The sequence below is a fragment of the Streptomyces pallidus (ex Mingjun et al. 2026) genome, assembly GCF_051550185.1.
Lineage (GTDB): Bacteria > Actinomycetota > Actinomycetes > Streptomycetales > Streptomycetaceae > Streptomyces.
The window spans coordinates 14,102-38,930 of record NZ_CP196182.1 but is presented as its reverse complement, the minus strand read 5'-3'; the positions used below and the strand labels follow the sequence as shown (position 1 = coordinate 38,930).

The 24,829-nt window shown below is 70.6% G+C and carries 24 protein-coding genes and 1 pseudogene; 12 read left to right on the top strand and 13 right to left on the bottom strand.

Annotated features, from left to right (window positions below; genetic code table 11):
• Positions 1 to 14 precede the first annotated feature (14 nt).
• The 9 genes from ACSHWO_RS35180 to ACSHWO_RS35140 form a co-directional block, all read right to left on the bottom strand.
• Positions 15 to 1,109 (bottom strand): hypothetical protein, encoded by a 1,095-nt coding sequence (locus ACSHWO_RS35180; RefSeq protein WP_438319393.1) that lies wholly within the window; start codon positions 1,107 to 1,109, stop codon positions 15 to 17.
• Positions 1,110 to 1,122: 13 nt separating this feature from the next.
• Entirely contained in the window at positions 1,123 to 1,632 is a 510-nt protein-coding gene (locus ACSHWO_RS35175; RefSeq protein ID WP_438319392.1) for a hypothetical protein, read from the bottom strand.
• 4 nt (positions 1,633 to 1,636) lie between these two features.
• Positions 1,637 to 3,313 (bottom strand): type IV secretory system conjugative DNA transfer family protein, encoded by a 1,677-nt coding sequence (locus ACSHWO_RS35170; RefSeq protein WP_438319391.1) that lies wholly within the window; start codon positions 3,311 to 3,313, stop codon positions 1,637 to 1,639.
• A 2-nt stretch (positions 3,314 to 3,315) separates the two neighbouring features.
• Entirely contained in the window at positions 3,316 to 4,875 is a 1,560-nt protein-coding gene (locus ACSHWO_RS35165; RefSeq protein WP_438319390.1) for a type VI secretion protein, read from the bottom strand.
• Positions 4,875 to 6,401, bottom strand: coding sequence for an SCO6880 family protein (locus tag ACSHWO_RS35160; RefSeq protein ID WP_438319389.1), 1,527 nt, complete (start codon positions 6,399 to 6,401; stop codon positions 4,875 to 4,877). The genes ACSHWO_RS35165 and ACSHWO_RS35160 overlap by 1 nt, the downstream gene beginning before the upstream one ends.
• Positions 6,398 to 8,236: a hypothetical protein gene (locus ACSHWO_RS35155; protein WP_438319387.1), complete on the bottom strand. Its 1,839-nt coding sequence runs from the start codon at positions 8,234 to 8,236 to the stop codon at positions 6,398 to 6,400. The genes ACSHWO_RS35160 and ACSHWO_RS35155 overlap by 4 nt, the downstream gene beginning before the upstream one ends.
• Entirely contained in the window at positions 8,226 to 8,897 is a 672-nt protein-coding gene (locus tag ACSHWO_RS35150) for a hypothetical protein (protein ID WP_438319386.1), read from the bottom strand. The genes ACSHWO_RS35155 and ACSHWO_RS35150 overlap by 11 nt, the downstream gene beginning before the upstream one ends.
• Before the next feature lie 113 nt (positions 8,898 to 9,010).
• Positions 9,011 to 9,349, bottom strand: coding sequence for a hypothetical protein (locus tag ACSHWO_RS35145; protein WP_438319385.1), 339 nt, complete (start codon positions 9,347 to 9,349; stop codon positions 9,011 to 9,013).
• Between the two features lie 13 nt (positions 9,350 to 9,362).
• Entirely contained in the window at positions 9,363 to 10,223 is an 861-nt protein-coding gene (locus ACSHWO_RS35140; protein WP_438319384.1) for a hypothetical protein, read from the bottom strand.
• A 351-nt stretch (positions 10,224 to 10,574) separates the two neighbouring features.
• Between ACSHWO_RS35140 and ACSHWO_RS35135 the strand changes: the two genes are divergently transcribed.
• The 5 genes from ACSHWO_RS35135 to ACSHWO_RS35115 all read left to right on the top strand — a co-directional run bounded on the left by ACSHWO_RS35135 (position 10,575) and on the right by ACSHWO_RS35115 (position 14,299).
• Positions 10,575 to 11,594, top strand: a complete 1,020-nt coding sequence (locus ACSHWO_RS35135; protein WP_438319383.1) for an NlpC/P60 family protein — start codon at positions 10,575 to 10,577, stop codon at positions 11,592 to 11,594.
• Positions 11,591 to 12,166, top strand: a complete 576-nt coding sequence (locus ACSHWO_RS35130) for a hypothetical protein (protein WP_438319381.1) — start codon at positions 11,591 to 11,593, stop codon at positions 12,164 to 12,166. Before ACSHWO_RS35135 ends, ACSHWO_RS35130 begins: the two co-directional genes overlap by 4 nt.
• Positions 12,167 to 12,278: 112 nt before the next feature.
• Entirely contained in the window at positions 12,279 to 12,695 is a 417-nt protein-coding gene (locus ACSHWO_RS35125; RefSeq protein WP_438319380.1) for a hypothetical protein, read from the top strand.
• A complete protein-coding gene (locus tag ACSHWO_RS35120; RefSeq protein ID WP_438319379.1) occupies positions 12,692 to 13,471 on the top strand; it encodes a hypothetical protein in 780 nt (259 codons plus the stop codon). The genes ACSHWO_RS35125 and ACSHWO_RS35120 overlap by 4 nt, the downstream gene beginning before the upstream one ends.
• An 18-nt stretch (positions 13,472 to 13,489) precedes the next feature.
• Positions 13,490 to 14,299 carry a hypothetical protein gene (locus ACSHWO_RS35115; RefSeq protein ID WP_438319378.1) on the top strand — a complete coding sequence of 270 codons (810 nt, stop codon included), beginning with the start codon at positions 13,490 to 13,492 and terminating at the stop codon, positions 14,297 to 14,299.
• A gap of 29 nt (positions 14,300 to 14,328) precedes the next feature.
• On the opposite strand, the gene ACSHWO_RS35110 is transcribed toward ACSHWO_RS35115, so the two are convergent.
• Positions 14,329 to 14,670: a hypothetical protein gene (locus tag ACSHWO_RS35110; RefSeq protein WP_438319376.1), complete on the bottom strand. Its 342-nt coding sequence runs from the start codon at positions 14,668 to 14,670 to the stop codon at positions 14,329 to 14,331.
• A 112-nt stretch (positions 14,671 to 14,782) separates the two neighbouring features.
• Between ACSHWO_RS35110 and ACSHWO_RS35105 the strand changes: the two genes are divergently transcribed.
• From ACSHWO_RS35105 to ACSHWO_RS35075, 7 genes and pseudogenes are all read left to right on the top strand, one after another.
• Complete coding sequence (locus ACSHWO_RS35105) at positions 14,783 to 15,295, top strand: hypothetical protein (protein WP_438319375.1); 513 nt, start codon at positions 14,783 to 14,785, stop codon at positions 15,293 to 15,295.
• A 1,129-nt stretch (positions 15,296 to 16,424) separates the two neighbouring features.
• Positions 16,425 to 16,595 carry a hypothetical protein gene (locus ACSHWO_RS35100; protein ID WP_438319374.1) on the top strand — a complete coding sequence of 57 codons (171 nt, stop codon included), beginning with the start codon at positions 16,425 to 16,427 and terminating at the stop codon, positions 16,593 to 16,595.
• A gap of 286 nt (positions 16,596 to 16,881) precedes the next feature.
• Positions 16,882 to 17,055 carry a hypothetical protein gene (locus ACSHWO_RS35095; protein WP_438319373.1) on the top strand — a complete coding sequence of 58 codons (174 nt, stop codon included), beginning with the start codon at positions 16,882 to 16,884 and terminating at the stop codon, positions 17,053 to 17,055.
• Between the two features lie 171 nt (positions 17,056 to 17,226).
• Entirely contained in the window at positions 17,227 to 18,348 is a 1,122-nt protein-coding gene (locus ACSHWO_RS35090) for an IS630 family transposase (RefSeq protein WP_438310239.1), read from the top strand.
• Between the two features lie 499 nt (positions 18,349 to 18,847).
• Positions 18,848 to 19,312 (top strand): acyl-CoA dehydrogenase family protein, encoded by a 465-nt coding sequence (locus tag ACSHWO_RS35085; protein WP_438319372.1) that lies wholly within the window; start codon positions 18,848 to 18,850, stop codon positions 19,310 to 19,312.
• An 87-nt stretch (positions 19,313 to 19,399) separates the two neighbouring features.
• On the top strand, positions 19,400 to 19,825 hold the full coding sequence (locus tag ACSHWO_RS35080; RefSeq protein ID WP_438319371.1) for a hypothetical protein: 426 nt from the start codon (positions 19,400 to 19,402) through the stop codon (positions 19,823 to 19,825).
• A gap of 312 nt (positions 19,826 to 20,137) precedes the next feature.
• Positions 20,138 to 21,141: pseudogene (locus tag ACSHWO_RS35075) on the top strand (IS5 family transposase).
• On the opposite strand, the gene ACSHWO_RS35070 reads toward ACSHWO_RS35075, so the two are convergent.
• The 3 genes from ACSHWO_RS35070 to ACSHWO_RS35060 form a co-directional block, all read right to left on the bottom strand.
• Positions 21,072 to 21,662 carry a TniQ family protein gene (locus ACSHWO_RS35070; RefSeq protein WP_438319370.1) on the bottom strand — a complete coding sequence of 197 codons (591 nt, stop codon included), beginning with the start codon at positions 21,660 to 21,662 and terminating at the stop codon, positions 21,072 to 21,074. The pseudogene ACSHWO_RS35075 and the gene ACSHWO_RS35070 overlap by 70 nt on opposite strands.
• 95 nt (positions 21,663 to 21,757) lie before the next feature.
• Positions 21,758 to 22,777, bottom strand: a complete 1,020-nt coding sequence (locus ACSHWO_RS35065) for a TniB family NTP-binding protein (RefSeq protein ID WP_438319369.1) — start codon at positions 22,775 to 22,777, stop codon at positions 21,758 to 21,760.
• Positions 22,771 to 24,354, bottom strand: a complete 1,584-nt coding sequence (locus ACSHWO_RS35060; protein ID WP_438319368.1) for a Mu transposase C-terminal domain-containing protein — start codon at positions 24,352 to 24,354, stop codon at positions 22,771 to 22,773. Before ACSHWO_RS35060 ends, ACSHWO_RS35065 begins: the two co-directional genes overlap by 7 nt.
• Between the last annotated feature and the right edge of the window lie 475 nt (positions 24,355 to 24,829).

The following is a 24,829-nucleotide window of genomic DNA, read 5'->3' as shown; positions in this document are numbered from 1 at the left end:
AGCGTCGAAGAACGCTAGGCGGATGCCCGCGGAGTCCGCGCGGCCTGCTGCGCGGGGACGGCCACCTGTGGGGCAGGTGCCGCCGTCCTCGCGGCGGCCTTCGCGCTTGGCGGGAGGGTGACCGCGAGACGGGCTGCGTGGAGCTCGGAGGCCTGGGCGAGGGCTTGCAGGACCTGGACGTCGCCAGCGGCGAAGCGGCCGGAGCGGGAGGCGGCCGCGACCAATGCGGTGGCCTTCTCGGCGACGGCTCCGTACCGCCCGACGGCCTGGGCAGATGGCTCGTGCCGGGGCGGGAGCTGCTTCCAGGCCTCTCGCAGCTCCAGTACGCGGCGGTGCTTGGAGGTGAGGAACTCCTGGCCCATCGGGCTGGTGATCCAGTCCTGGAAACGGTTGGTGACCACCTCGGCGGCGCGGACTGCATCCGCTCGTGTCGCGTACGGCGCCGGAGGCGTGGGCCTGGTTGCCGCTGCCGAGGTGCTGTAGGTGATCGCGGCCCCGGAGAGCTTGACCAGGTCCTTGGCGGCGGGGAGGTCGCCCTGCATCCGCTGTGCAAGGGATGCGGCCTGGGTGGAGATGGCCTCGCAGGCTCGGATGGACGCCGTCTTCCAGAAGCCCTGGACACGGATGTCGGCGACGATGGTGGTCCAGTACGGTCCGGCCTTGGTCTGCATGACGTCCCAGACGTGCTGCAGCGCGCCGCGCACGGTCTGGATCCGCTGCCACTCCGGGAAATCCTTCAGCGTGGGCGCGTGAGTGTCGACCTTGGCCAGGGCGGTTTCGACGGCAGCCGCAGCCTCCGGTGTCGTGGTGGCCGGCCGTGGGGCGGGAGAGGGCTCGGGTGTCGTGTCCGAGGCGGGGGCCTGGGAGTTGTCGCCGCGCAGGGTGTCCACGTAGGCCCTCAGCGCTTTGCGGACGTCTTCGACATCGAGGTTGTGTTCGGCGTACGCGGCGAGGACGTCCTCGAAGTCGGACCAGTCGGCGGCCGCGGTCGGCGGGGCCGGTGCGGGGTCAGGCGCTGCGGGGGCTGGCTCCAGGTCCCGCTTCCATAGGGGCATGGGCCGGAGGCCCGGCCGGTCGTAGGCGATGTCGGGTTCGTTGGGTGGGGCCATGCGTGCCTCCGGGTTAGAGCGGGGCGTTCAGCTCGGCGTCGCGGCGGGCCAGCTCGCCGGCCGCGGGGTGGATGGCGGGTGCGGTCGTGGCGTCGGAAAGGGTGAGGTAGAGGTCGAAGTCCTCGTCGGCGCCGACGGGGCGGGGGATGCGGGGCGGCGGGTCGTGGTGGGTGCCGGTGGCACAGGCGGGGAGCTGCAGACGCGGGGTGAAGGCGTGCAGGGTGTTGATCCAGTCCGCTTCGGCAAGTTCGCGGCCGGGTTCTGTCTCTGCCGCGTACGTACGCATCCAGCCGGTGTAGAGAGCGGTGAGGTGTTCGACGACCGGCGAGTGCCGGTACCAGCAGTGGGTGATCACGTTGTGCAGCTCGAACGTGGTCCGGACCCAGTCAACCCACGCCGCGAGCTCGCGCAGGCGGAGGCGGCGCTCCGCGGGGGCCATGGCGGCCCATACCCACCGCTGGGGCTCGATCTGCGGTGCGCCGGGCGGAGTCGGCCAAAGGTCCGCTGGATTGACGTCGGTCATCAGGTCACTTCCCCTGGGTGGTCGTCGCGGGGTCGGCCAGCAGCTTCTTGAGGTCCTTGTCGCGGAAGGTGAGCCGCATGCGGACCTTGATCGGCGGCAGGTTGGTGTATTGGGCGATGGCGGTGAAGTCGGGGAGCTGTTGGAGGGAGTGGACGGGGGCGAGGTCGGTCTCGACGGCCTGGGTGTTGGTGGAGTGATCTCCGCGGGAGCGGCCGTGGCTGGTCTTCATGACCTCGGTACGTCCGTAGAGGCCGGAGAAGTAGCGCAGGGTCTCCAGGTCGCCGCAGCCGGGCAGGAGCATGCGCAGCCCGGACGCGGAGAGCACGGTGTTCGCCTTCTGCACGCCGAGAGACTCCCGTAGCTGGGACAGGTCGTGCCAGACCGTGAGGAGGACGATGCCCATGCCGCGGCCGGTGGTGAGGATGTTGGGCAGGCGCGGGTAGCGCAGCATGTTCCCGGCCTCGTCGACGAAGACGCCGACCGCGGGGTCGATGGCCTGCCCGTAGCGGTTGTAGCGGGCCTCTGCGGCGTGGATGGCGCCGGCGATCAGGGAGCTGATGAGCGGGGCGAACCGGTCGGCGTCGGCCTCGGAGGCGATGATGCAGATGGTGCCGCGCTTGTCGAGCCAGTCCTCGAACGCGAAATCCGAGCGGGCGCAGGTCTCGCGGACCTCCTCGTCGGCGAAGACTCGGGCCAGGACGTTGAGGCTGAACTGGATGGAGCCGACGCCGTCCTCGTGCAGGCGCAGCCACGGGGAGGCGTAGTCGTCGGCGACGTCGGTGTACCCGTGGGCGAGGAGGACGGCGCGGACGTGGTCGACGGCGTCCTTGCCGAGGGTGATCCACCGGCGCAGGTCGGAAATCCCGCCGCCGGAGAGGTGCGCGGCGAGCAGGATGCCCTTCAGGATGCTTTTGGCCTGGTCGATCCAGGGGGCGGCGCGCTTGTCGTCGCCCGACGAGGAGGCCTCGGCGAGCCAGGCGGCCATGCGGTCGGCGGCCTTGGCGTCGGTGCAGTACTCCACCGGCGACCAGTGGTCAGTGTCCCGGCCCGGAATGCCCGCGGGAGCGATCACCCACACCGGGCCGAACCAGCGTCGCCGTGCATAGATGATGTCCAGGTCGGCCGCCTTGGTGGTGGTGACCACCAGCGGGCCCTGCCACTCGGCGGCGTTGGGCAGAACCAGGCCCGTGGTCTTCGACGAACCCGGAACACCGAACACCGTGGCACTGATGTTGGGCTGGGCGGCGACAACCTTCTTCGACTGCTGCCCACGCCCGGCCGTGATCCGGTTGACGCGACGGTCCGGATCGTCGTGCGCCGCCATCTTCTTCTCGATCTTCCCGCCGCCCCACTGGGCGCCGCCGCCGCGGCCGCCGAAGGAGAAGCGGCTGGCCGCCTTGACGACGGCCAGGCCGAGCAGCAACACCAGCAGGACGGTCAGGCCGTAGAACAGCCACGCGGGCGGCGCTGGCTCGTAGACCGCCGACGGACCCTTCGCCAAGGCCAGGACCACGGTCACGGGCACACCCTGGGAGCTGTGCGCCCACCCCCCACCGGACAGGACCGAGGCGAGCGGGCCGGCAAGCAGCACGGAACCGCCGACCGTTACGGCCACGCCCGCCCCGTACACGGCGAGCAGCGTGTTGTCGTCCAGGCCCGCCGTAATGCCGCGCTCGGCCACGTCTAGATCACCATCTTTTCATCTGTCTCGAACAGTCGTTCCTCGGTGCGGGACAGCACCAGCTGGACCGCGTGAGACCCGCCGCCGCGGCCGACCTTCCACAGGGCACGGCCGCGCTGACCTGCTCCCCAGGAGCCGATCAGTCCGCATTCGGAGTCGGTCAGGCCGATGGCCTCGCGGGTCATCTGCAGGGGGCGGGTGTCCTGGGCGAGCTGGATGCGGGTCTCGCAGGAGGCGATCAGGTCGCGGGCGATCGCGACGGCCTCCGACCCGGCCGCGCCGACCGACTCGAAGTCCGACAGGCGGTGGGTCGCCAGGACCTGGATCGTGCCGGACGCCCGGGACAGCCTGAGGTCCGCATCGATCTTCTTGACCATCGTTGCCCCGCCGGAGCGCATCTGCCGCCACAGCTCATCGCGCACGACGATCCACGGGCGCTGCCCGGGCTGGTCGATCGCCGACTGGGCCCACGTCGATACGCAGGACAAGACCATGGCGACGGTCTCGTCCCCGTACTCCTGCAGGGCGGAGATGTCGACGGATTGGATGGGGGCGTCCCAGTCCAGGCCGATCGAGGTCTCCTCGTCGAAGAGGCCGCCGAGGTGGCCGCTGACCATCCCGCCGAGCGCGGAGCGGATGGACGCCATCGCCTCCCGGGCCCGCTGGATGTCCCCGTCGCGGATGCGCAGCTCGCGGGCCATCGCGTCGGTGGGATCGCGCAGCCGGTCATAGACGAGCGGCAGAGTGGGAACCGCCAGGCGTCCGGCGCCGGCGCCGTGCAGCTCGCCGGTCACCTCCCGCACGGCGACGTCCAGGGCCTCCTCCTCCTGCGGGTCCAGGGTCCGCCGCAGCTGCAGCTCCAGCAGCGCCTTCAGCAGCGTGAGCCGCCGGCGGTGGATCTCGGTAAGCCGTCCCTTCAGCTCCGTCGGGTCCTTCACCAGGTCCAGGCCCGCGCCGAGGGGGCCGGCGTCGAGGGGGTTGAGGCGGCCGGGTAGGCCCGGCCCGAGCCGTACCGGTTCCACGCCCAGGTGCTCGCACAGGGCCGCGTACTCGCCTTTGACGTCGCCGGCGATCAGGGTGCGGTGCCCGAATGCCATCAGGCGCAGGGCCAGGGCCTTGACGTGAGCGGACTTACCCGAGCCGGGGATGCCGGTGATCATGACGTTCGGGTTGGTGCACAGGCCTTCCTTCACCCACACCGCCGGGTGGGCGCTGAACGCCTGCATCGTCAAAGTGTTCTGGCCGATGTAGGCCCCTATCGGCGGCAGGCTGCCGGCGTGCAGGAACGGGTAGAGGCCGGCGACGTTCGCGGTGTCGGCACGGACGACCTCGCCGCGCGGCACCGCTGCGGCCCGTCCGGCGAACGGCTGGGTCCAGCCCTTCTTCGGCGCGACCCGCATCGATGTCTCGGGGTCTTCGAGGAGGCGGGCACGGCGCATCTCGCGCGCGGTCGGCTGCACGGGAACGGGGGTGGGCGGGCGTTCGGCGAGGCCGGCCGCCTCGTCGATGCCCATGGCTTCGAGCAGGGTGTCGCCGGCGGGGCGGCGGGAGAACAGGCCCATCAGAACCCCATCCGCCGGTCGGGCAGCCCCTGGCCGAGCGGCAGGGCGCCGGTGGCGAAACCGGTGTCCTGGGCGCCCCACATCCGGCGGACCTCCAGCCCGGAGGCGGCCGCGTCGGCCTGCAGTTCGGCGCAGGCCGTCTCCATCTCCTCGAAGTCGGTGACGGTGACCGTTAGGACGGCCGTCATGCGGACGACGCCCTGGCCTGCGGCGCGGGCGGCGTCCTGGGCGCGGGCGACGGCTTCCTCACGGCGTTCGTCCTCGCTCTCGTCCCGTCCGGTCTTGGCCCGCAGGTGCCGGGCGGAGGACCGCTTGGCCTTGTCGCGGGCCAGTTCCTGGCGGGCCCGGCGCGGCCCGATCGGCTCGTAGATCATGCTCATCGCGCGGCGGGCGTTCTGCCGGGGCCGCAGGAGCGGCTGCAGGACGGTGGCGTAGACGTCGGACTGCGGCCAGGTGCGGACCTGGTAGGACACCGACCACGCTCCGTCGTGCCGGTACACCCCCCACGCCGTCTCGGCCGCGGCCGGCCCTGCCAGGTCCGGGTCGAGTCCCGGGGCGGTCCCCGACCAACCGGGCAGCTCGGCAGCCGCCTTGCGGGCGGCCAGCGCCTGCTGCGCGTCGGGGTCGTACGCGGTCCGTACGGTCTGGGCGACCATGCGGGGCGACAGCCACTCGACGACCTGCAGGCTGGCGGTGGACAGCGCCTGCCCCATCGCGTGGAGCTCGCGGACGAGGACGGCGGCGGCGCCGGTCTGCCCGCCGCCGGCGCCCTTGATGGCCAGGCGGGCCCGGGAGGCGGAGAGGGTGACGGTCAGGTACGTCTCGCGGGCGGTGGCGGCGGGTCCGGCGCTGTCCATCAGCTCGGACAGGACGGTGACGGCGGCGTCCGGGGCGTCCGCGGTGATGTGGCGGGCGGTCCAGCCGGCCAGGGCGGCGCCGTCGTCGGGCAGGCACCGCTGGTGTACGGCGATCCGGGTGAGGGGTGAGTCCTCGGTGCAGTACGTGCGCAGGAACGCCGCCCAGGCGGCGACGCGGGCGGCCTGCTGGTCGGTGTCGACGAGGGCGAGGCCGGGGAAGGTGATCCGGGCGACGGCACTGTAGGTGCCGGCGACGGGGTCGTGGACGACGCCGAGCTGTCCGCCGAGCCCGTCGGGGGCGTCGAGGATGCGCAGGCGGGCCAGGGTGCCGGGCAGGTCCATCGGCTGGCGGCCCGTCGCCGCGGAGCGCGGCGCGAACGCGCCGGAGAAGAACAGGTTCCGTCGGGTAGCCACAGAGATCTGGTGCCTTACTGCGAGAGAGATCCATTCGTCGGCGCTCAGCCCCATGACCCGGCCAAATGCCATGGCCAGCAGGAACAGCGAGAGGGGCAGGCACAGGAACGCGCTCTGCCAGCCGACGTTGAAGGGCAGGGTCGCTATCAGTGCGGCGGCGGCCACCATGACGAAGCCGGGGCCGGACAGGCGGCCCATGAAGCCGGTGGTCTCGGACTGCCACCCTGAGTAGGAAACGGGCTGTGACACGGTCATCCCTTGGGGGCGGAGTCGGGCTTCGGGTCAGGATCAGGCGGCGGTGGCGCGCCCACCGGTGCAGGGGTGGGCTGTCGGCGCGGCGGGATCACCACGTGCCTGCCGCCCGCGGCTCCCTGATCCAGGCCCGCGTGGGCGGCGGTGTTGGCCAGGCCCGATTCAAGGGTGTCCTTGCCTGCGGCCAGGACCTGCAGCCCGAGCGAGGCGACGTTGAAGGCCTTCCCACCGAAGCGGGCCGCGGACTTGGTCGCCGATCCCCCGCCCCCGTCGGCCGACGCGGGTGTCGGGGAGGCGGTCTGGGCGGCGTTCTCCGCGTCCAGAGCCTTGGTGTAGCCGGCTCCGCCGCCGACTGAGCCAGCGCCGCTGGGCTCGATGCGGCCGCCGCCCGCCCCGGAGGTTGCGGAGGAGCCAAGGGAGCTGATCCAGCCCGAGGCCATGGAGGAACCGGCCCCGTTGGTGGTGAACACCATGAACTTCGCCAGTACCGGCCAGCACAGGGCCGCGGCCAGGAACATCACGAACCCCACGATCATGTTCTGCACGCCCTCGCCCTCGGTCATCGCGAAGACGCCGATGGAGAAGCAGCAGACGATCGCCGGCTTCATCAGCACCAGCGAGACGAACGCGTTCCGCGCCTTGGGCCACCACTCGGCGGTCGTGTCGGACAGCTGCCCGGCGAGGGTGATCGGCATCGTGCCGATGATCAGCATGATGCCGACCTGCCGCAGCAGGACCTCCACCCACAGCGCGGCGATGGCCAGGATGCAGATGATCCCGATGACGATGAGGACGCCGACTGCCGAGGCGGCGACCCCCTCACCGGTGATGAGCGCGCCGCCGGCCGTGGCCGCGCCGCCCCCGCCGGTGATGAGCCCGCCGAAGAGCTTGCCAAGCCGGAGCTCCATCGCCTTGGCTGCCGCGTCCGATCCGCTGCCCCCGCCGTCGAAGGTGTAGTTGACGATCCAATCCGACACGACATCCGACCACCTCAGGGCCTCCTGGGCGACCAGGAGGTAGACGGAGGAGACCACCGCCCACTTGGCGAGGCCGGTGAGCGCGGTCGCGGCCGGAGCGCCGTTGTGGCTGATCGCCACCTTCCCGAACTGGAGCAGCAGCAGGAAGCACGCCACGACCGCGGAGAGCGAGGTCATCAGGGCGGTGAACTTGCCCAGCCCGGTGTCTTTCAGGTTGATCGTCGAGCTCGTGTTGAAGAACCGCGCGAACTTCTCCAGCAGCCACACCACCGACTTGCCGATGTAGGACGCGGCCTCCTTCAGCGCGTTGGACGCGAACTGGGAGAACTTGCCGGCTGCCCATTCCAGCGGTGTCTGGACCGGTTCCCCGAGCTTGTCCGTTCCCTCCTTCTTGCACACGGTGAAGGGTCGGCCGTTCTTGGTCACGCAGTCGGTGACGAACGTGATCAGTTCCGCGTACTTCTTCTGGTCCTGCTCCGAGAAGGCCTCACGCCACTGCTTCAGCTTCCGGGCCTCTGCCTCGCGCTGGTCCTTGTCGTCGCAGTTGCGGGCGCCGTTGCCATCGGCGCCTTCACAGGGGTTCGTCCGTCCTGGGAATGGCGGGTCGTCAGGGCCCGGCAGCCAGCATTTGCTGCGGTCGTCGATCTGATCGACAAGGCAGTAGTGGCGGTCCGCGTCGATGCCCACGGTCCACTGCGCCCACTCGGCGGGGATCGGGGAGGGAGGACCGACAGACGCGTGGTGCTTCGGTTCGTCGGCTGCCACCGCCACGGAGAGGGACGCCCCCGCCCCGAGGAACGCCAACAGAACGGAGAGCAGGATGAAGGAACGGCCGAGGCGCCGCAGACGATCACCCTGCATGGCGTACCTGGACCCATCCGTCGTTCCAGGCATACGGGCTGTCGGGCTCGTAGGCCACGGGGAAGTCGCCCATCGAGTCGTACTTGTCGGTGAACTTCCAGGCCCCGTCCTCCCACTTCACGACAAATGCGATGGTCTCGCCGCGCAGCGGGTTCTCGTCCCGTCCTCCCTTGGGCCCGGTGGCAAACCTGTCGTACGAGAGCCAGACCTGCATGATGTCGCCGACCGGCACGCCGGGTGCCTTGAGGGTCTTGCCCCGCGCCGCGTGCACGGACGTGGTGAACGTGATGTCAGCCGGAATGCCTCCCGAAGGGGCCAGGCCGATGGCTTCACGCCACTTGCGGATCTCTGAGATCTTCTTGTCCGCATAGCCCGGGGCGTCTTTGGAGACCACGGCGTTCAGCTGTTGACTGGCTTTCTCGTCGTCGAGCCATGCGTACTCCTCCCAGAAGTACACGACGGCCGAGATTCCCCCGCTCGGCGAGCCGGGGAAGCCGACGGCCACGCCGTTCTTGTGATCTGTGGGCTTTCGAAGAGTGATCTTCTGTGCCTTCTCCGGCGTCATGGGGCCGGTTGGCACCCCAGTACTGCCCGGGGTCGGCGCCGCGGATACCCCCGAGCTGGCGGATGGCTGTGCCTGTTCCTTGGCGTCGTCGTTCATCAGGGTGGCGGCGGTGAACCCGCCAGCAACCAGTAGTCCAGCCACTACGACGGCGCCGCCGGCCAGGAGGAGGCGGGCCCTACGGGCCTTGGGTCCCGGAGAGGATTCCACGGTCAGCCGCCCTTCGACATGGTGTAAACGGCCAGGACCAGGGATGACGTCACCCCGATACCGCCGGCTCCGATCAGGGACCACAGCACGCCCTGCTTGCCTCTGGCCGCGAGGGCGGCGCGCTCGGTGTTGTGGCCGATCGCGGTGAGCGCCCACCCGCTCAGGCCGCCGAGGACGGCGAGGGTGATGCCCCCGCCAGCGGTCCAGGACAGGATCGTCTTGGCCGAGTTGTTGACCGGGCCGGGGAGCGCCGGCTCGAAGGCAGGCACTGGGCCGTCGGCGAGGACGGTGAGGCCGGGGTCGGTGGCGAGGGCGTGCAGGGTCGTCAGGATCTGGCTCATCAGGTTTTCCTCGTCAGGCGGCGGGGTGGGGACGGGCGGCGGGCTGCAAAGCGTCTGGCAGCGGGTCGCCGTAGGAGTCGTGGGCGGCGGCGAGCACGGCGGTGGCGAGTTCGCGGGCTGCCTGTCGGGTGCGGGCCCGGATCCGGGCGGGCTGGGCGGACAGGCCATGGGCGCGGATGTCGGCGTCGTGGGGCAGGTGGACGACGGCGGCCGTACGCGCGGAGAGCATCGTGGCGGCCGCCTTCGCGACAGCGGGCAGCCGCCCGTCCGCGGCCGCGGAGAGCGCCACGACCGTGCGCTGCAGCGGCAGGCCTTCGGCATGGAGCACCATCACGGCCTGTTGCAGGGCCTGGATTCCGGCGGCGCTGGACTGGGCGCACAGCACGGGCACGGTGAACGGCAGGCCGCACCAGGCCTGGGTCAGGCTCGGTGCCCCTGAGCAGCGGGACTCGATCAGGTCGTGTGCGGCAGGGTGCGCGGTGTCTGCGATGAGGACCTGCCAGCCGCCTGCGGCGGCCAGCTGGTACCAGGCGGCAGGGTCGGACGGCAGGTCCAACGGCGCAGCGTGCCACTCGCGCGTGTCGGTCAGCACCGACCACCGTGCCGATTCCGACTGGCGGATCGCTGCGGCATGCCGGATGGCGCTCCGGGTCAGGGGCTGGTCGGGCGGGATTGCGGCGAGGCCTTCAGCGTGCGCGTCCGTTGTCCATGTGGGCCAGGGGGAGGCGAGGCGGGGCGACAAGTCAGCGACCACTGTGTCGCCGGTGCAGGCGAGTTCGTCGGCGAGCAGGTGCGCCACCGTGGAGCGTGTACTGCCGCCGGACGCGGCCAGGACCGGCACGACCAGCCGCGTACCGTCCGGCAGGGTCGCCAAGTCGCCCCTTTTGCCCATAAATCCCCCCGAGCCCCACGCAAAGCCATAGCTAGTGTGAACATCACACGCCTGCCGGCTTGGCTTCGCAGTGAGTCGGCACCCTACACCGGACACTGCGAGATACCTGAGGGGTATTCACCAGTCCCTCTACCAAGCAGGAGTGGCATACTGTCACGTTCCGTCACACCATCCCAATGAGATCAAGTACCGGCCAAGATGGCCAAATTGACTCTGCACGGGAGCAAACAAGGGCGTCGGAACGGGGGGAAATGCATGCGGGCTAAGCGTTGGATAGGTGTAGCCGTAGCTGCGGCGGTGGCCACTCCAATCGCTCTCGGGATCGGAACAGTGATGCTGATTGCCGCACTCGCGGAAGACGACAGCAAAGGCAACATCGGCACCTGGCCGACGGCTGGCGCGCTGCGGATCGGTGGGGCCGACGGCGTGCCCGCCCAGTACGCGCCCCTCATCCTGGCCGCGGCCGCTGCCTGCGACCAGGGCCTCCCGCCGTCGATCCTCGCCGCCCAGCTGTGGGCCGAGTCCAACTTCGACCCCACCGCCTCCTCTGAGGCGGGCGCCATGGGAATCGCGCAGTTCATCCCCAGCACCTGGGCCACGGAGGGCATCGACGGTGACGGGGACGGTGACCGGGATGTCTGGGACCCTAAGGACGCCATACCCTCCCAGGCCTCGATGATGTGCAAGCTCCTCAAGACCGCGAAGAAGCACCCGGAGTACAGCGGATCGCCCATCGAGCTGGCCCTCGCCGGATACAACGCGGGCTGGGGCCGCGTCGAGGAGTACCGCGGCGTTCCCCCGGCCGACTTCGCCGAGGGGCAGACGTACAACTACGTCAAAGAGATCATGGCGAGGTCGGCGAAGTACACCGCGCCCGGCGGCGGAGGGCCTGTCGATCTTCCGGCCGGGTTCAGCCTGCCCCCGGACACGCCGCCCCAAGTCCGTACGGCGGTCGGCTGGGCGCTGCAGCAGAAGGACAGCTGGTACCACCTGGGCGGTGACTGCACGGACTCGCACGGCTCCAACCCGGCGCACTGGTGCGACTGCTCGTCCCTCATGCAGCAGGCCTACAAGGCGGCCGGCATCAGCATCCCCCGCGTCACCTTCGATCAGATCAACCTGCCGATCGAGGTCGACCTGGACAGCCCCAAGCCCGGCGACCTGGTGTTCAACGCCGGCTCGGACGGATCTGCGGCCAGCCCCGGCCACGTGGGCATGTACATCGGCTCCGGCATGCTCATCGAAGCGCCCCGGACCGGGGTCCGCACCCGCATCGTCCCGTACAGCAGCTGGCGCAACTCCAGCAGCTACATGACCCGGGCGACCGGCATCCGCAGGGTGGTGAACTGGTGAGCAACGACGTCTTCCTGCCATGGGGAACGGTCACCCCGGCGTTCTGGACCGGCGCAGCAGTGCCCGAACCCGAGGCACCGCCGGCACCGCCAGCCCCCGTCGAAACACCGCCGGCGCCCGTCGAGGCACCACCCGCGGTGGATGTGGCCGAGCGGATCGCCGACATCGCCGCGGCCGCCGGAGAGGGGAACCTCGACAAGGCAGCCCTGCTCGCCGCGCAGCTCGACACCGAGCACACCGCGGCGACCGACGGCACGGCGACCCTGGCCACAGCCGACATCCGGGAAATCCGCGGGTACGTCGCCAGCCTGATCGGGGACCACCGCACCGCCGTGAGCTGGTATCTCCACATGGTCCGCCTGCGCGCCGACGTGCAGGGGTCGAACCACCCGGACACCCACGCGGCAGTCCGCCGCGCCTACAGCCTGTGGCGCTCCGGCAAGGACCCGGACCTCACTCTCGCCCTGGGCAAGGAGCTGCTGTCCACCGCGGTCAGCGTCCACGGCCCGAACGCGCCGGCCGTCCAGCGGATCCGGGACGCCATGAAGGGTGCCGAGCCGGCGTCGGCCTAGCCGCCGCCCGGTTGTCCACAGGCGGCCAGTTGTCCACAGGCCCCGCACAAGGCGGCGGTCCAGGTGCGACGATCGCGTCAATCCCTGCACGAAGAACAGAAAGGGGACAGCCATGTCCGCTGCCCTCACGACCCTCACCACGCGGCTCGACACGGACGACACCCTCATGGTCCTGGCCGCGGCCTGGGATGCCCTGACCGTGGCCGCGGAGACCTGCGACGCCGTCGCGTTCGAGGAAGGAAGCGACGAACTGCAGGCAATGCTGGCCTCAACGCACTGCCTGGACGCTCGCGCACGGCTGCCGCTCCCCGCCTCCGGCGCGCCCCTGAGCGCACCCGACCCCGAACCCGGCCCGGCCGGCCTTGCCCCGTACGTGCGTCTGCTGGACCACACCGCCGCAGCCCTGACCCGCCTGGCCGCGACCGCCGAGCAGGGCAGCGAGGACGCGCAGCACTCGCTCGGCATCGCCTCCGAGCTGGCCGCCAGCGCAGCAACCGCACTGTCCGCGGTGCGGGGCGGGGCCCAGTGACGACCCTCGGTGCCCTGTTCGACACCGCCGTCACCCACCTGCAGCACGCGGCCGCCGAATCGGCCGCAGTAGCCGGACCGGCGGAGCGTGCGGCACTGGCCGGACGCCTCGACACCGTGCTGCAGCAGATCCGGCGCGGCCTGGGCCCCAGCGCGTACACGCCGACCCCCACAACCGAGGAACGGTTTCTGACCCCTGCGGAGAAGGAGCTTGAGGCGCTGCTGACGCAGGCTTCCGCGTGGCTGGGCCGCGCCCGGGAGTACCTGCAGCATCCGGACGCCGGCGAGGCTGCCGGTCCGGTCAGCGGCCGGATCGACGCGGCGGCGCAGGCGGTGGGAGCAGTGCGCGACACCATCAGCAGTCACCTCGGCCCGGACCGCGCCCCGCTGACCCCGTACGCCTACCTCATGCGTCACCAGGCCGCGTTCGACTACCTGTCCGGCCGGTACGCCGAGGTGGCCCGGACGGCGGGGCAGGTCGTGTACCGGATCGCCCAGGGCAGCGAGCACGCCGGCGCGGCCGAGGCCTTCTCGGCAGCGCGCACGTCCCTCGACAAGGCCGCGGTCCTCACCCGCGTCGCGACCCGCGAGGCCGACGCGCACCTGGCCGCTTTCCCCCTCGCGCTGCCCGTCGTCCCGGTGCAGGCCGGGCCGGGCGACCTCACCAGCGCGGTCACCACACGGCTGGCCGAGGACAGCGAACGGCTGTCCCGGGCCGCGTACGCGGCCCTCCACGACCGCGACGAGCGGCGCCTGAGCGGCTCCGACCTTCGGTAGCTGTCGAACTGGACCTCCATGGCACGGCTGCTGGCCGGCCGCGTCCTGCTGCGGGCCGCCGAGGGCATGCCCGACGGGGAGGCGGCCGCAGGGCTCCGGGCCGCTGCCGGTGCCCTGCGGGAGTCGGCCAAGGCCTGGAAAGCGGCCGGCGGCGCCTGGACCCACGTGGTCGACACGGCCGACCCGCGCGAGCACCCCGCCCTCGCACCCCCCGGATACGAACTGGCCCGGCGCGGGCAGGTCGTACGCATGCCCTCACCCGACCCCCACCCTGCTGCCGTGATCGCGCGAACGGCGGCCACGCGCACCGGGCAGCTGCTGTTCGGCCCGCAGTGGACCCCCGAACAGGGGCCTGGTACCGCACGGCCGGCCGCGGACATCGTCAGGGACGCTGACGGGCCCGGCCGGCTCGCGGCCTCCCTGTACCGGCTGCCGTCCGCTGGCTGGCAGATGGCGGTCGCCGCACCGTGGGTGATCAAGCGGGCCGGAACAACGCTGGTGTCCGATGTGGTCAAGCACCGGCCGCCGGGAACCGACAAGGGCCAGCGCTTCTACCCCGTGCACCTACGCGAGGTCGAGGCCCTCACCAGGGCCTACTCCGCCGTCATGGCGGCGGAGCAGGCCTGCGCGGGACGGCTACTGGACGCGGCCCGGCAGTCCGGGACGACTGTCCCGCGGGCCATGCTCGACGCCTCCGCGCACCAGGCCATCGCCGTCGAGCAGCGCTCGGCGCCCGTCCGGCAGGTCCAGCCAGCACAGCGCCCCGTCCCCCGGGCCGCGGTGCCGCACGAGTTGGTACTTGGGCGGCGCCCCGGCATGAGCCGGTAGCCACGCGGTCCGGCAGGCCGGGCCCGGGTTCACGGGCGCGGCGGCCGGCTCCCGCGGTCCATCCCGATTCCCGGCCCGGTGGGTACACGGGGGTGAGGGACGGGGGCAGGTGTCCGGGCCGCCTGCGGCGGTGTCTGCCGCTGCGTTCCTCGCAGGGCGGCGGCGCGGTCGTCGGCCTCACGGGCGTACCCGACGGGCGCCGCGGACCGCATCTCCTCGCGGAGGGCGACCTCCTGCTGCATCGCCTGCACGCTGGTGCGGTGCCGCTGCGCTGCCGCCCGCTGGGCCACGGCGCGGCCGCGCAGCTGCTGGGCCTCCTCGGCAATGCGGGTGTCGAAGCGGGCGGCCAGGACGGCGGCATCCGTCACCACCCCGGCCGCGGCCCTCGGCCTCGTAGGAAATGAGAGCGGCGGGCGGCAAGGCTGGGGGTTCTCACGCCGGGTCAACGCGTGGATCGGTGTCTGTGCAAGTCTCGCTGGCATTGTGGCGACCGCGTTCCTATTGAAGGATCGCCTCTTTCCCCCTGCCTTCACCCTTGCGGACTGGGCAAGGGAAGTCAAGACGGTTTGCGACAAGGATTATGCCGGCACACTCAGCGCGATCCACAGATCGAATACGTGCATGGACGCATTTCTCTCCGCCGTCTCGGAAATCGACAAACCTTCTGAACGCCGATGGAAAGAACTGCAGGTCATCATGCATGCAGCGGCAAACGACTTGGAGGTGCTGGCAGGGGAGGAGCGTAAACTGAAACGCCGTTTCGAAAAAATCAAGCGCCCTGAGGAGCGTCGGCAAGAGGTGGAGGAATTCATCGAGAAGGTCAACCAGTTGAGCCGGCTGGATGTCGCCTACGCACTGGAAATTCACGACGTCGCTAATGGAAGCCTAGACGAAGGCAACAAAACCCACGAGCAATACACCGAAGAGCGGTATAAGTTGCTCGGAAGGATTCGACAGCTACTTAAGGCTCTAGGCGTGGAACAATGTCATCCATAGCGTAAAAGCTCGCCCAGCCCGCCCAGGCCTGGGCGTAGCCCGTGTGGGTCGCTCCGGCTGGAGTCCGCGACGGTGCCAACGCAGAAGTCGTGGACGAGCTTCAGGGTGTTGCCCGTGTCGGCCCAACCGGTTCGCCCCCGACTTGTTCCGCAGCCGCTTCTGGTCCTCCTCCAGCAGCCGGACCTCGATCAGGTCCTCCGGCTCCCACTCCTACCGCACCCCAAGCTCCCTCCGGTCGCCATGACCGGACCAACCTCGCCGAGCACGGCCCCCATGAGCCCAGAAGATCAAAAACGCTGACAAGCCCCAGATCCGCCACATGGCTTCGGGAGAACACGGCCGAGTGGGCGGAGGCCGGCCCGCCGGTCGCCTACCGGGTGCGGGAGCTGGTGCCGGGCGAGCACGGCAAACGTCGGGCGGCTCGTGCCGACGCTGCGCGGTGACGGGGAGGTCGTGCCGGCCGCCGGGTGTCGGCCGCTGACCCCGGACCGGTAGCCGCCCGAGGATGTCGTGCGCCCGTGCTCCTGGTGCCCGTTGACGTCACCGCGGCCGCGGGCATCGCTGCTGGTCACCGGTACCGGTCCGGGGTCGGGGCGTGCGGGTCGGTCGTCGCACGCGGGCGCGGGCCCCATCTGCGCCCGGGTGACCGGGCGCCGGCCCGACGAAGGGCGCCCGCAGCCAGCTCCAATGGCCGCGGGCGCCCTCTTGTGTGCGGCGTTCAGCGGTCGACGACGTCCTTGTCGAGGTCGCGGTGGACCAGGTCGACGACCAGGCCCCGCTCGGCGAACGGCTTCGCACTGTCGGCCAGCCTGTACGCGGCGGCCTGCTCGACGTCGCCGGAGACGACGGCGCGCCCGCCGTCCCGAGCAGCCGCAGTTCCCGTTCTTCACCCGTAGTTCACGCACGGACGCGTGTCGCATCGCCATTCGGGAAAGGTGGCCGCTGTCCGATCTGCCCGTGACGAGTGCGTGCGAGTCCATGCGGCGCTACGAGGCGGTGCTCCTTGCCTACGACACCGCAACCAGTCAGATCGTCCGGATCTCCGATCAGCAGCCCAAGTACTGGATTGCGCGGGCGTACGGCGGAACCCGCGCTTCGTACGACACCCACTCACGAAAGGGAGCATCCTTTGAAGAGTAGCCGCCACCCCGACCCGCAAAACCGGCGAATCCACCGCGTCTTCCGCTGGATCACCCGCCGCCGCAACCTGATGCTGACCAGTGCCCTGCGTGGCACCTGCTACGGCATCGGAGCAGGTGCCGTCGGCCTCGTCTTCTGGTGGTGCGAACAGATCATGTGACCGCCAGACCAGCCCGGAGCCCTGACGACAACGGGCCTGTCGAACGGTGCCAGCGAATGACGGGCGACAGGGCAGTACGGCTCACTGCTGGGCGAGGAAAGCCCGGACCCATCCTTGACCACGAAACGATGTGCCGTGCTTGCCGTGGTGTCTTAGGACGGTCTTCTTTGGCCCCGCTGTGACGGCTTCGTCTGGCCCCGGGTAGGAACGGTTTGAACTGGCCCCACCTGGCTTCCAGGAGGGCCCCGTCGACGTCAATGTCGGTGGGGGTCCCTACCTTTTGCTCATGACTGATCAGCAGTGGGCCGGCATCCGCCAACGGGTCGAGGCTTTGGGGGCATCCCCCGCGAGCAACGACGCGTTCGGGGCCGTGGGGCACAGACGGGTTCTGGAGCAGCCGATCAGCCACGCCGAGCTCGCCCCCATCCTGGACTACCCCGAGGCCGCACCGGCCTGCTGACCGTGGCCGCCCAAATCCTCCAGGCCCAGGACCGCGTCGACTTCTACGCCGAGCTCGCCGGCCCCGTGCGCGAGCACCTGGCCCGTCTCTAGTGCTGTGACCGGGAACGTTTGCCGGGTTGCTCGTTGTGCTGGTCGGATGTGACGACTTCGACTGGCATGGGGAGGCGGGATGGCGTTACCGGTCAGGGTCCGCGGGCTAACCGAGCAGGAGGGGCAGAAGCTTCAGCACATCGTTCGGCGGGGCAGCACCAGCTCGGTGCGGTTCAGGCGGGCGATGATGCTGCTGGCCTCCGCTGGCGGCAGCACGGTCCCGGTGATCGCGCGGCTGGTCCAGGCGGACGAGGACACCGTCCGCGACGTGATCCACCGCTTCAACGAGATCGGGCTCGCATGCCTGGACCCTCGGTGGGCGGGAGGCCGTCCCCGCCTGCTGAATCGTGACGACGAGGACTTCGTCGTCCAGACGGCCACCACCCGCCCGACCGCGCTGGGCAAGCCCTTCACCCGCTGGTCGGTCCGCAAACTCGCCGATCACCTGCGGCGCAACATCTCCCGGCCCGTCCGGATCGGCCGGGAAGCCCTGCGCTGCCTGCTGGCCCGCCGGGGGATCTCCTTCCAGCGCACGAAGACCTGGAAGGAGTCCCCGGACCCGGCCTTCGACGCCAAGCTGGCCCGGATCGAATACGCGGTCAACAAGCGTCCCGACCGCACGTTCGCCTTCGACGAGTTCGGCCCCCTCGGCATCCGTCCGACCGCCGGATCCTGCTGGAAGAAGCAGGGCCGGCCCGACCGGCTGCCGGCCACCTTCCGCCGCACCCACGGCATCACCTACTTCCACGGCTGCTACTCGGTCGGCGACGACAAACTGTGGGGCATCAACCGCAGGCGCAAAGGCATCGACCACACCTGGGCCGCCCTGCGATCGATCCGGGCCGCCCGCCCGGACGGCGCCCCGATCTACGTGATCCTCGACAACCTCTCCGCCCACCTGAACTGGAAAATCCGCAGGTGGGCGGACCGAAACAAGGTCGAGCTGTGCTTCACGCCGACCTACGCGTCCTGGGCGAACCCCATCGAGGCCCACTTCGGGCCGCTGCGGCAGTTCACCCTGGCCAACTCCAACCATCCGAACCACACCGTCCAGACCCGGTCCCTGCACGCCTACCTGCGCTGGCGCAACCAGAACGCCCGCCACCCCGACGTCCTCGCCGCACAACGACGCGAACGCGCCCGCATCCGAAGCGAGAAAGGCCTCCGCTGGGGCGGCAGACCACTACCAACCGCAGCCTGACCACCCGACCCGGCAAACGTTCCCGGTCACAGCACTAGCCGCGCGGTGCACTGGCCGGACCTGGTCGCCGTGCCGCCCGGCGGGCAGCTTTTGGTGGCCGTCGAGGTAGAGCTGACACCCAAGTCCACGGCGGCGCTGCGGACGATCCTGCAGGCCTACCGCCACGCGCAGCGCCGCACCGTCTACCTCGGCACCGAGCCGGTCCTTCGTCAGCTGCAGGGCGGACCGGGCGCGGACGGGCAGTGGGTCGACGGCGTCGCGCGTGGTTCACCTCCGGGGCCGCGAACGCGGACCTGGTCACCGTGCCCTCCCGCACCGACGGGACCGCGAGGACCTGTCGCTGCTGCTCGTGCCCACCGCCTCGCCGCGTTCCGCGTCATACGCGAACTACCGGTGCTGGGAGCGGCCGCCCAGGGGGAGATCGAGCTCGACTGGGTCGTCGTGCCCGGCCACCATCTGCTGGGCAGCACGGCCAGGCGCAGGGCGCGCCTTCGACCTCATGTGCGGGCGGGCTGTGAGCGGACCGGGTCGCGCGGCCCCCTCGCCGGCCACCAGCTCGTCCCGCAGTACGTCTTCGGCACCCTTCTCGCCCCGTCCACCACCCGCCCCTCGTGTACGAGGCGGTCGCGCCGCTCGACAGGAGGCACGACGCGCACACCGAGGTGGGCCTGCCAAGGTCGCGGCGGCCCCGATGCTCCAGCAGGTGGCCGCCGCCATCCAAGTCCACGGCGCCGCGGGGCTCGGACCGGACACCCCGCTGCCCGCCCTGTTCCGTACGGGGCGGGCGGCACGGATCCTCGACGGCCCGGACGAGCTCCACATCACGTCGGGGGCGCGCCGCCCCGCAGGAGTACGAGGCAGCCGCACGACCGCCGGAAGCCCCGGGTCCGCGGCGGGGCGCCCGGCCGGCCCGAGGTGCGGTCCGCATCCGTGCAAGAATATTGAACACATTCAAATCGAATGAAGGACTGGTGGGGGAATGGCGAACGTCGGCCAGCAAACGGAAGCGGCAGTGCGCCAGGCCCGGCACCAACCGCCGCAGCCCCGGCCGATGCGCCGGTGGGTGAAGTGGCTCATCGCCCTGGCAGTACTCCTGGTGATCGGGCCGCCGCTGGCGTTCCTCTACGCGTTCACCCGGCCCGAGACGCGCGAGACGCGCCCGGCCACCTGCGCGAAGGCCATGAAGAGCATCGGCTGGCGGCTCCCGGCCCGTGTGGACGACGAAGCCTGCACGGAGATCGACAGCAGCATCTTCGCAACCGCATGGGCCGGGTCGTTCCGCATGCCCCGGTCCGATGTCCGCGACTGGCTCGCCTCCCTCCCCTCGCACCGGGGCTCCTCTCCCAGGCTGCAGGAAGACCCCCTCCGCTTGTCCATAGTGCCGCCCTCGTACGGGCGGATCGATTCGGTGGACATCGCGGTCGACTGGCAGGGCGAAGCAGACGCCGTCGTCAGGTTCGAGACGCACAACGGCTAGCCGTACTGCCCTGTCGGGAGGCAGTGCGCCCTCAGGACACACCTCTCCGCACGGCGTCGAGCGGCTGTGGTCGCGGGGGCCCGGCTTCGCCCCGCAGGATCGACCGCGCGAGGGATCGCCACCCGCTACGACAAGGCGCCCGAGAGCTACCTCGCCGGCCTCCACCTACGCGCCGCAATGATCTGGATCGACAACCTCCTGAAGACCGCCAACTGATCACAACATCACACAGGCCCTAGGGAGCGTATTGAGTCGTGATCAATCTGCGGGATCCGCCTTCGCGGCGGGGCAGGGTCCGGTAGATCTTCTTGTGTGACGCGAGTGCAACTGACGGATGCAGAGTGGCAGTTCATCGGGCCGTACCTGCCGATCGGCGAGTACGGACCGTACCCCGAGCGGCTGCGGCAGCAGTTCGAGGGCGTGATCTGGCGGTTCAAGACCGGCGGGCAGTGGCGGGAGATGCCGACCGAGTTCGGCGCCTGGTCGACCGTCCACAACCGTTTCCGGCAGTGGCGTGACGCCGGCGTCTTCGAGGCCCTGCTGGAGGGCCTGATCGCGCAAGCCGCGAAGCGGGGCGAGGTGGACCTGTCCCTGGTCAGCATCGACTCCACCACCGCCCGCGCCCACCACGACGCTGCCGGCATGCACCTGGGCCAGGACGTCGTCACCGCGCTGGAGAAGGCCGCCGCCGAGGAGAAGAAGACCAGGTCAAAGGGGGCGGCCGCGACGAACAAACCGGGCAGGACGCCGAAGACGGTCCCGAACGGGAAGAGCGACGGCGCATCCGGCGTCGGCACAAACTCCGACTGAAGGCCGCCCTCCTCGGACGCTCCAGGGGCGGGCTGACCAGCAAGGTCCACTTGGCCGCCGACCGCAGGTGCCGCCCGCTGGCGTTCGTCCTGACCGCCGGGCAGGCCGCGGACAGCCCGCAGTTCGTCCCCGTGCTGGGGCGGATACGGGTCCGCGGGCCTGTCGGCCGCCCCCGCACCCGGCCCGACGCGGTCGCCGCCGACAAGGCCTACTCGGCCCGCGGCAACCGCGCCCACCTGCGCAAACGCGGCATCAAGGCGGTCATCCCTGAGAAGAAGGACCAAGCCGCAAACCGGAAGAAGAAGGGCTCCAGAGGCGGCCGGCCCGTCAGCCACGACGCCGACCTCTACAAGGAACGGAACACCGTCGAGCGCCTGATCAACAAGCTGAAAGACTGGCGAGACATCGCCACCCGATACGACAAAACCCCGGACAGCTACCTCGCCGGCCTCCACCTACGCGCCTCAATGATCTGGCTCAAGGACCTCACCCGAACCACCCATTGATCACGACTCAATACGCACCCTAGGCGGACGGGCATGCCGTCAGTGCCGGGCAGGCCCAGGAGCCAGTACCGGTGGCGTACGCAGACGCGTTCCTCCGGACGCAGAAACCGTCGTGCGGGCTCCCGGCGGCCGGTCCGGGCAGCGGTACAGGCGGGGCAGGCCGGCCCCCATGAGGCGACGGTCTCCTCGCCGCGCGTCAGCCGCCCGGCGGGGCCCGGCCCGTACTTGCCCTTTGGTTCCTCCCGGGCCCATGCGGGCAGGGCGCGCTCAAGTGCCTGTGGGGGCACCCTGCACAGTGCCGTGACCCGGGCGCGGGCCTGGACGTTGAGGTCGATCTCGCTGTCCGGGTGGAGTACCCCTGAGAGGTTCTTCATCCCACCGGCGTCGGTGACGGCAGCCAGCAGGTCGTTGACGTCGAGGTGGTAGCGGGCGGCGATCCTGGTCAGGAAGGACAGGGTGAGCTCTCCGGCCAGCGGTGCGATCCGCCCTGCTGCGCCGCCTGACCCGTTCCAATGCTCCACCGCACAGCACCGCGCAGTTCCTTGCACGGGTCCCTTCCCCTGAAGCGGCCCGGGCGCCGACGTGCTGCGCTGACTGACCACAGCAGCCTCCTCTTCTACCTCCCCCGCGCGCTCCGGTGCGGCCGGGCCTGTGTCTCGGCTGCGGCGTCGAGTTCGATCTCGTTCAGCAGCTGCTTGGTGATGCGCTCGGTGCCTTCGGTGATGGCGATCAGGGCGGCTTCGCGGATGAGGTGGGAGAGGCTGCCGATGCGCCCGGCGGTGCGGGTGTGGAGGTAGGCGGCGTGCTTCAGGAGAGTTCCGGGGCGGTGCGCGCGCAGCCGCAGCAGGTCTTCCATGGCCTGCACGAGGTCGTCCCAGACGGCCCGGTCCTGCTCGGTCGCATACGCCAGCGGCCGGTGGCGGAAGATCTTGAAGCGGCCGGCGATCTGCGCCCCGCGTACTCCGCTGAGCAGGGAGGAGGTCTCGATGTCGATCGCGGAGTAGACGGAGGTGGCGGGGATGCGTTCGCCGAGGTATTTGAGCTGGTCGGCGGTTTCCGCGCCGGCGCGCCGCTGGGTGTCCAAGAGGTGCACGTCGTCGATGAGGATCAGCTGGGTGCCCAGCTCGCACAGGAGGTCGCACACCGCGTTGGTGATCTGGGTCTGGTTGAGGCGTTCGGTGATGGGCATGCCGAGGAACCGGGCGAACTCGCTGACGAGCATCTTCGGGGTCGCGGCTGGCGGCACGTTGATGAAGAGCACCGGTCGCCGCTCGCCCTGGCCGGGATGCTGGCGGGCGTCGGCCAGCTGGAAGGAACGCCCCAGCGCCATCATCGTTGTGGTCTTCCCCGTTGTGGCGGGACCGGAGATGATCAGGCCGCGCCGAGCGCCGGCCTGCTGGCGGCGGTTGAGCAGCAGGAGCCGGCGTACGGCGGTGAAGACGTCGTCCATGGCGGGGGTGCGCATGACGGCGAGTTCGGAGTGGTAATCCTCGCGTTCGGCCTGTGTCCAGGCGGAGTCTTCGGCGTCGCGTGCGGGCGCCGCGGAGTGGAGGACGAAGGCGTCCCAGCCCTGCCATACGGTCGGAGGGGCCAGCGGGGCGAACCCCACGGCGTCGCTTTGAAGCGGACTCACCATCGCAGGGACTCCTCGAAGGGGTCGTAGACCGTGACCTGGGCCCGCCTCGACGCAGGCACGCCGCCGTCCTGCGCTGTGCTGGCCAGGGGCTCGCTCAGCGGCGCGAGCCCGGACGGCCAAGCCCCCAGGACACTGTCGCTGGCTGGCAACTCGTCCTCGCATTCGTCGCCCTCGTCCTCGCATTCGTCGCCCTCGTCGTCGAAGGCGTCGTCCTCTTCAGGCTCAGGGGCACCGGACACCGGCCCCGGCTGCCGGCCATACAAGATCCCCCACACATCCCCGCCGGTGCCGGCTGAGCGCGCTCGGGCAGCGACCGCTTTCTCCCGGCGGGTGCCGTGCCCGGCGGCCGCGCGTTCCAGAAGCTCCCGCAGGGCGAGGGCCAGGTCGTGTTCGTGCTCGGCGCGGTCTGCGCGCCGGGCGACGGCCCGTCGGACGTGCTGCCAGGTGAAGTCGGTGAACGGGACGGTGACCAGGGTTCCGTGAATCCACGGAACTTCCTCCCACACCCATCCACGCGGCTGGCCAGGCCGCGGCATGCGTACCCAGACCCGGCCGGGAGCGTGCGGGTTGTAGTGGATTTCCCACAGGCCGTCCGCCGCCGTCGAGCGCTCGCCGCGGTAGGGGTTGAGGACTGCCGCGTCGTAGGTGCGGTAGTCGATGCGGATGCCGTAGTCGTTGATCTTCTGCCGTTTGAGGGGCATCAGCTCGATGTAGTCCTCACGCCCCAACGGCACCGGGACGTACCCACACACCGACACCAGCGCCGCCCACATCTCGTTCGGTGACAGGGCGCAGCGCGGCATCATCGGATGCCGCAGACCGTCGTGCCCACGCTCCTGCCATCCGCAGATGATCCACTCCTGCAGCAGGTCATTGAGCTGACCGAGTGTCCACACCGCCTCCCCCTCGACGTCCCGGCCCCGCTCGCCGGTGTGCGCGCCGGTATAGCCGGCGACGTGCTGCACGAACAGTGTCTTGATCGAGGAGAAGGTGCGCTCGACGTGCCCTTTGTCAGGCCCGTTGCCCGGCGGCGTGGGCTGCACGGAGATGCCCAGTGAATCGCAGGCGGCGATGAACGAGGACGAGATGAACACGTTGCCCTGGTCGACCACGATGGTCTGCGGTGTGATCACCGGCCGCGCCGCGGCCCCCTTCAACCGGGCATCCACGCTCAGCAGCCGCTCGTAGGGGATCACCGACGCTTCCATCGCCAGGGCCTCGGACCAGCTGTCCCGCAGCGGCGCCGGGACCATCATCTGCGCCAGCAGCTCCGCCGCGTCCGCACTGCGGGTCCCCTTCGCCCGCAGCACGGCCGCACAGATGCTGCGGGTCGCCACATCCAGCGCGATGGTGAGCTCCGGACGCTCCACCACCCCGTCGTCCAGCACCACGAAGGCATCCAGCACGGTGCTGTCCATCATCACCAGCTCACCGGGCGCCATCACGGTCGTCGGCACGAACGGGAGAGCCGGCCGTGCTGTCCGCCACTGGCGCTGCCGCGCGCTGCCCAGCAGCCCGCGCCCGTCGGCGAGGGCATGCACGAGCCGGTTGAACGCCGCAGCCGACGGCAGCGGCACCGCCCCCTGTCCGTACCGCTCGGCCAGCAGGCGCCCGGTATACAGCCGAAGCCGTCCCAGTGTCCCGCCGGAGCGCTCCTGCCCGACCTCCAGGACCTCACCCAGGGCAGCACCACCCGCTCGTCCGCCCGCCCCAGGACAGAGCGAGGCCGGGTGGTCCGGTGATCGACCAGCCCCCACACTCCCTCCCGGCGGTAGCGGGCCCGCATCCGCCGCACCGTCACCGCGCTGGCGGGCATCCCGGACGCCGACAGCTCCGCCGCCTTCGCCTCATCGCGCTGCGCCAGCGTCCGCACACCCGGGTCGTACTCCGCCCGCGGCAGCCCTCCCGAGCCGGGCCCGCCCGGCAGTCCCGTCTCGACCTCCCGCACATGCCGCTCCCACGCGAACGCCCGTTCCCGCACCGCCTCGGGCAACGACTCCAGCAAACCCAACGGCGGCACCCTGGACACCCCAGGCCCATCCAGCACCTCGA

What these genes read in the sequence shown, in the direction of transcription:
- ACSHWO_RS35095 (WP_438319373.1), top strand. Translation starts at nt 16,882, where the DNA reads ATGACTGATCAGCAGTGGGCCGGCATCCGCCAACGGGTCGAGGCTTTG.
- ACSHWO_RS35115 (WP_438319378.1), top strand. Translation starts at nt 13,490, where the DNA reads ATGGCACGGCTGCTGGCCGGCCGCGTCCTGCTGCGGGCCGCCGAGGGC.
- ACSHWO_RS35165 (WP_438319390.1), bottom strand. Translation starts at nt 4,875, where the DNA reads ATGGGCCTGTTCTCCCGCCGCCCCGCCGGCGACACCCTGCTCGAAGCC.
- ACSHWO_RS35180 (WP_438319393.1), bottom strand. Translation starts at nt 1,109, where the DNA reads ATGGCCCCACCCAACGAACCCGACATCGCCTACGACCGGCCGGGCCTC.
- ACSHWO_RS35065 (WP_438319369.1), bottom strand. Translation starts at nt 22,777, where the DNA reads ATGGTGAGTCCGCTTCAAAGCGACGCCGTGGGGTTCGCCCCGCTGGCC.
- ACSHWO_RS35125 (WP_438319380.1), top strand. Translation starts at nt 12,279, where the DNA reads ATGTCCGCTGCCCTCACGACCCTCACCACGCGGCTCGACACGGACGAC.
- ACSHWO_RS35090 (WP_438310239.1), top strand. Translation starts at nt 17,227, where the DNA reads ATGGCGTTACCGGTCAGGGTCCGCGGGCTAACCGAGCAGGAGGGGCAG.
- ACSHWO_RS35080 (WP_438319371.1), top strand. Translation starts at nt 19,400, where the DNA reads ATGCGCCGGTGGGTGAAGTGGCTCATCGCCCTGGCAGTACTCCTGGTG.
- ACSHWO_RS35160 (WP_438319389.1), bottom strand. Translation starts at nt 6,401, where the DNA reads ATGACCGTGTCACAGCCCGTTTCCTACTCAGGGTGGCAGTCCGAGACC.
- ACSHWO_RS35145 (WP_438319385.1), bottom strand. Translation starts at nt 9,349, where the DNA reads ATGAGCCAGATCCTGACGACCCTGCACGCCCTCGCCACCGACCCCGGC.
- ACSHWO_RS35155 (WP_438319387.1), bottom strand. Translation starts at nt 8,236, where the DNA reads ATGCAGGGTGATCGTCTGCGGCGCCTCGGCCGTTCCTTCATCCTGCTC.
- ACSHWO_RS35175 (WP_438319392.1), bottom strand. Translation starts at nt 1,632, where the DNA reads ATGACCGACGTCAATCCAGCGGACCTTTGGCCGACTCCGCCCGGCGCA.
- ACSHWO_RS35150 (WP_438319386.1), bottom strand. Translation starts at nt 8,897, where the DNA reads ATGAACGACGACGCCAAGGAACAGGCACAGCCATCCGCCAGCTCGGGG.
- ACSHWO_RS35135 (WP_438319383.1), top strand. Translation starts at nt 10,575, where the DNA reads ATGCTGATTGCCGCACTCGCGGAAGACGACAGCAAAGGCAACATCGGC.
- ACSHWO_RS35085 (WP_438319372.1), top strand. Translation starts at nt 18,848, where the DNA reads ATGTGCGGGCGGGCTGTGAGCGGACCGGGTCGCGCGGCCCCCTCGCCG.